The 5408-nt window shown below is 55.0% G+C and carries 2 protein-coding genes; both read right to left on the reverse strand.

Features of this window, described 5'->3' with window-relative positions; translation table 11 throughout:
- Nucleotides 1–362: 362 nt before the first annotated feature.
- Entirely contained in the window at nt 363–1727 is a 1365-nt protein-coding gene (locus PPP56_RS10410) for a sigma-54-dependent transcriptional regulator (RefSeq protein WP_353563981.1), read from the reverse strand.
- Nucleotides 1728–1863: 136 nt separating this feature from the next.
- A complete protein-coding gene (locus PPP56_RS10415; protein WP_353563982.1) occupies nt 1864–4482 on the reverse strand; it encodes a sensor histidine kinase in 2619 nt (872 codons plus the stop codon).
- Nucleotides 4483–5408: the final 926 nt, after the last annotated feature.

Here is a 5408-nt window from a genome sequence, read left to right on the forward strand (position 1 = left end):
GCGCTTGCCGGCGCTGCTCTGGAGGCGCTGCCCCTTCCGCTGAACGACAACATCGTCGTACCCGTGGGCATGGGCGCCGTTCTGCTCGTTATCGGGTGATACCCAACGTGCGTGTGCTGCTCACCTGAGACCTACCCATCTGACAGTGCAATCACATGACAGTGCAATCGCAACGCAGATGTATCTCGAAGAAAAGCGAATTGTTTAAAATGTGTTAACTCACTTCGCTGCATCTATCAAAGCGCAGAAGGGCAGGTGTACATTGCGCATCTGCAACGTGGATCGGTAATGCATGTTGCCTTTGTGCAACGCGGCTATGCTCTCTGAGTAGACCCGATAAGTGTCGATCGGCACGTGCGGAATCAGGTGTCGGATGGTGATTCAATCTCGTACTTTTGCATCTTTCTCCAGAGGTGGCTACGGCTAATGCCAAGAGCTTCAGCTGTCGACTGGATCTGGCCATCCTGGGCATCCAATGTGCGACGGATGAAAGCCCGTTCGAATTGTTCACGAGCAGCGCGTAGGTCAGTTTGCCGAAGTTCGGTCACTTTACGATCGTGGCGGCCCAGGGCATCTGCAACGGCTGTTGCCGGAATTTGAGCTGCGTCGCTTAGTGCAACCAGGCGCTCAATGACGTTGCGCAATTGGCGCACGTTACCCGGCCAGTCGTGGCTCATCAGTAGCGTAAGTCCGGCGCCATCAACCCGACGCGTGTGGATGCCATTGCGTGTGCTAAACTTATGCAGGAAATGAGCAACCAGGTCGGGGATATCCGATCGGCGCTCGCGCAGCGGCGGTACGTTGATAGTAATGACGTTGAGCCGGTAGTACAGATCGCGGCGAAAGCCACCCTCGTCTACCGCACGCGTCAGGTCTTTATTGGTAGCAGCGATAATGCGCGCATCCACCTGTATGGTGTCATCAGCACCAACAGGCTGTACCGCCTGCTCTTCGAGGGCACGCAGCGTCTTGGACTGCGTGTTGAGCTCCATATCGCCGATTTCATCGAGAAAGAGCGTCCCCCCATCGGCACTGATGAACTTGCCCTGGCGTTGCTGGGCTGCACCGGTAAATGCGCCCTTGCGGTGCCCAAACAGTTCGCTTTCAATAAGCGATTCTGGGAGCGCCGCACAGTTTACCGTAACGAAGGGTTCGCCCGCGCGGCTGCTGTTGTGGTGAATGGCTCGTGCTACAAGCTCTTTGCCAACCCCGTTCTCACCGGTAATAAGCACCTTGCTTGCAGTGCGCGAAGCTTTATCAATAATGGCATAGAGGCGCTGCATCGGATTGCTGGAGCCCACCATTCGATACCGGGCACGCGCCTCATTAACAAGGTGATCGCGCTGTTGCTGCAGCGTGCGCTTCTCCAGCGCGTTACGGACCGTTACGAGCATGCGCTGTGCATCCACTGGCTTCTCAATAAAGTCGTATGCTCCTATCTTAGTGGCGCGCACCGCGTGCTGGATCGTGCCTTTTCCACTGACAATGATGATCGGAAGGGCAGGGTGCGACTCAAGCGCTGATTCAAGCACCTGCATGCCTGAAAGCCGGGGCAGATCAAGATCCAGAAGCACCAGATCTACAGGACGTTCCTCCATCAGGGTTAGTGCGCTCCGCCCATCACCTGCCTCGTGCGTTTTGTATTCGTGATGATTCAAGATGTCGCAGAGCCCGGTTCGGACATGTGGGTCGTCGTCAACAACGAGGAGAGAAGGGGCCGAGGGCATAGCAAGTAGGTGTTGTATTCATTAGATGCGACACGTGATGGGGGCTCTGATACATGCTGGTGGACACGGGACATTCCGCCTCTTCGGGCATGGAGTCTATGCCAAGAGCGCACGTTCACGTTGGCGGAGCGACTTCTCAGGAAGAAGCATCGGAAGCCTCAGATTCATTGTGGAGCGGAAGGTATATGCAGAAGGAAGATCCGACGCCGGGCTCACTATCTACTTCGAGGTATCCGTCATGGTCAGACACAACTTTCCGTACGATTGCAAGCCCGAGACCGTTACCGTCTTCTCGCGTCGTATATCCTGGTGTAAACAGATGCTGACGTGTTTCAGCATCGATGCCCGTGCCGGTATCCATTACTTCGAGAACCGCTACATCACGAGGTGGCACGTCGACATCCCATTGCAACTTGCGTTCCAAATGAGTCGCTACCGTAATACGCCCGCCTTCTGGCATCGCATTAACAGCATTTGATACGAGGTTTTCGAGGACCGAGTGCATCTGGTCGTGATCAATGTAGACCGGACATGCTTCCTTGGTGCAGCGAAAATCCAGATCGGTATCCGACGGGACGAGAGCGGCAATTGGGTCAGACTGTTTCTGCACAAAGTCATTGAGGTCAGTGACAGCACACTGCAGCTCCTCGGCATTGACAAACTTCATGAAATTCTTTGTCATGCGCCGAAGATGCTCAATGCGATCTTCGATGCGTTCCGTATACATATCAAGCGGCTCCTGGAGTGCGGGTGCGCGGTTTCGATACTCCATCTGAATCCGCTGGAGGGTAAGAAGAATGCTTGTGAGTGGATTTTTGAGGTCGTGGGCCACCCGTCGCGCCATCAGCCGCCAGGCTTGGTTTGCGGCACCGGAAGAGGCACCGGTGCGGATGAGGAGCAGGCCGTCTCCCTTCGTTTGGTCGCTGATAGAAAGGGGAAGTGCAACAAGCTGGGAGGACGGGTATCCATCAACGGAAACAGTTTGCTCCTTCGGAGCAGGGAGGTTGGCTTTGAGCTCGGTGCAGAGCATGTCGATTTCGGGACAGCGGTCGGCCAGGTCGTCTACGGCATAGCTGCTCGCATTTGATGAGCTAGCTGGTAGCCACTGATGTATGTGGTACTTTGCTGTGCTGTCGAGCGGTTCCAGGCTGTGGTCATTCGCGCGGTAGACAAGCACCCCTTCGTTGCCATGTGAGGAAAGCGTTTCACGCGTGGCTTCCAGCATCGAAAGACGCCGCCGTTGTGTCCACATTGTGTGTCCTATGGTGAGGGTAATCCCGAGGCCGATAATCCATAGTGCCCATGGGCCGTAGCGATAGGCAAGGTGCAGCGCGTCTGGCTGCATGACAGCACGGTAGAACTGATGGTTTGCATTCTGTATCGAAAGTCCAGGAAGCTCACCAGCACCGCGCTGTGCGACGCCAACGTACCGTTTATTTTCTGCTACAGCAACGGTGGTGAGGTCTGCGTCTAAGATGCGAAGGCCTTTGGAAGAGCCCACTGCAAGGTTCGGGCGTCCATCACCATTGAAGTCAGGTGTTGCAGCCAGCGAGCCACGGCGTTCAGCCAGGGCTTCATCCACAACATGAACGGTCTTCTTAAGGGTTAGCGTTTCGCCATCCAGCACATGCAAGCGGCCCATAACGTCAAAAAAGACGATTTCGTTGGTACCGTCCCCGTTAAGGTCTGCGGCAACTACCTCATGGATCTGTGAAGCGGGGCGGTGAACGGCCTGAACGGTTCCACGCACAGGATCGATACGTCGTATCCACTCTTGATCTGGCCGGCTTTGATCGGTCCGTAGCCAGGTAAAAACGCCGAGAGATGGATCCGGCGTGCCGGCCAGCTGGTCGGTCACAATGTTTGAGCGAGTCCAGAGTCCGCCTGTGCGACGAAACCAAGACATACGAACGTCATCCTCATTAAGAGAGGAGAAGTCAACTCGTCCGACATAGGAAGATCGGTCGTTCTGCCCGTTGGCTTCGCCTCCATTATTGGTTGCGCCTGATGCATAAAGCAGGCTGTGCGTTGATGGGTTGTTGGGGTTGCGAAGCAGGACGCCGTCTCTGAGAAACGTCCCTGTTTCCCAGTGTCCGAGCTCTTCACCATCCGGCAAACTGTGTACGAACACGCCGCGCGGCCTCTGAGCAAGACGGGTAGAGGCTACCGTGATAAGTTCAAGCGCTCCATCGTTCGTAACATCCTCAACCCACAGTCGCTGTAACTCCGCATACCAGCGAATTTCGCCCTCCGGCTCTTGGCGGGGCGTTCCGCTCATGATAAACACCTCGTACAACTTCTCGCCACGGGCGTCTATCACGTGCACGGAGAGAGAGTCGTTGTACACAACGGGGACGAGAAGCTCAAGGCGTCCATCTCCTGTAAGGTCATGCGAACGAGGGGGCTGAGCCTGCCCTGAGAAGTTGACTTGCGCAATCGTTCGCCCTTCATGGGTGTGCAGAACAATGTTGCTGGGGGTCGACGGGTCGCGGTTTTTAACACGCGGATGACGAATATACTCGTCTCGTCCATCGCCGGTCAGGTCCAGGTCAAGCACTCGTCTGTGCGGATTTGTGGACCCACGCTCCTGCTCAATCTGAATTGTATACGGGAAGGTATACGGGTCAGGAAAATCAGTGCCAGAAGCGCAGCCTGAAAAAAGCAATACCCCAAGCAGTCCACCAACCCATGATAGGGCCCAGAACAGCCGCTTCAGCCGTTTCCTACATAGGTTTACGAAAAGAGGAGGGGGCATAGGTGTAGAATAGAGAACGGTACAGAAAGGAGCCGATACGTAGTGCGGACGCAAGAGAGAAATGTGTAGGAGAAGGCGCGTCTACGCCGTCTCCAAGATTGACTTACGCGATATACCCTTTTGCAGAAGTCTACTTTGCAGGCACGTGGCTTGCAGTGTACTGCCAGGTGCCAGGCAGTCAGGTTGAGGGGTGAAGAGGTAGAGCCTGCCTGAGAGCGCAGTTCAGCACTCAAGATTGAAACAGGCTTTTAGACAATCAGCATATACTCTGTACATCCAGTAAATAATAGTACATTGCGCAGTCGATGTCAACCTAAATGAGCAAATAAGCTGTTACACAGCCTAAATGCACAGCGCATTGAGAGGCAGCGCAGAGAGCTAAGACAGAGACTGAAGAGATGATTGAAGAGATGATTGAAGAGAACGCGTGAAGCCGCTATAAGTGAGGTCAGACGTCCGTCTTGGGTAAGCACCGCTCCGTTCATGCATCGTCATCTTGAGCGGAGCGAAGTTGGACACGAGCGAAGCAAGATCCCGGATCAGGTCTGGGGCAGGCGAGCGTAGCGAATAAAGACTTCCCCCGAAATGAGCAGGGCTGCTGGGTGGCCCGTATCTGCTGAGCGCCGCAGAGATGGTTCCCCCCGAATGCCATTCGGCGGCTACATGGGCCTCCTCCGTCGGCCTGCGCTCACCACGACAGGTGTTTTTTATTGGCATCATGCAGGCTGTCATTCCCATTGAACTTCAACACGCACACGTGACTGTACGTACTCGCACACCATACACAATGCGTGTTCTTTGCACGTCAATTCTTTATTGGGCAACCAAAAAAACACAGGCCCCTTCGTGTGTACGAAGCGGCCTGCGGCTGTTTGCTTTGAGAGCCTGTTTGGGTTTTGGTTTGATGGCGAGAGCGAGCGCCGCTG

This window comes from Longimonas sp., from assembly GCF_040409695.1.
Classification (GTDB): domain Bacteria; phylum Bacteroidota; class Rhodothermia; order Rhodothermales; family Salinibacteraceae; genus Longimonas.

Bases quoted from the DNA above. Each gene is read 5' to 3' on its own strand.
- PPP56_RS10410 (WP_353563981.1), bottom strand. From the start codon at position 1,727: ATGCCCTCGGCCCCTTCTCTCCTCGTTGTTGACGACGACCCACATGTC.
- PPP56_RS10415 (WP_353563982.1), bottom strand. From the start codon at position 4,482: ATGCCCCCTCCTCTTTTCGTAAACCTATGTAGGAAACGGCTGAAGCGG.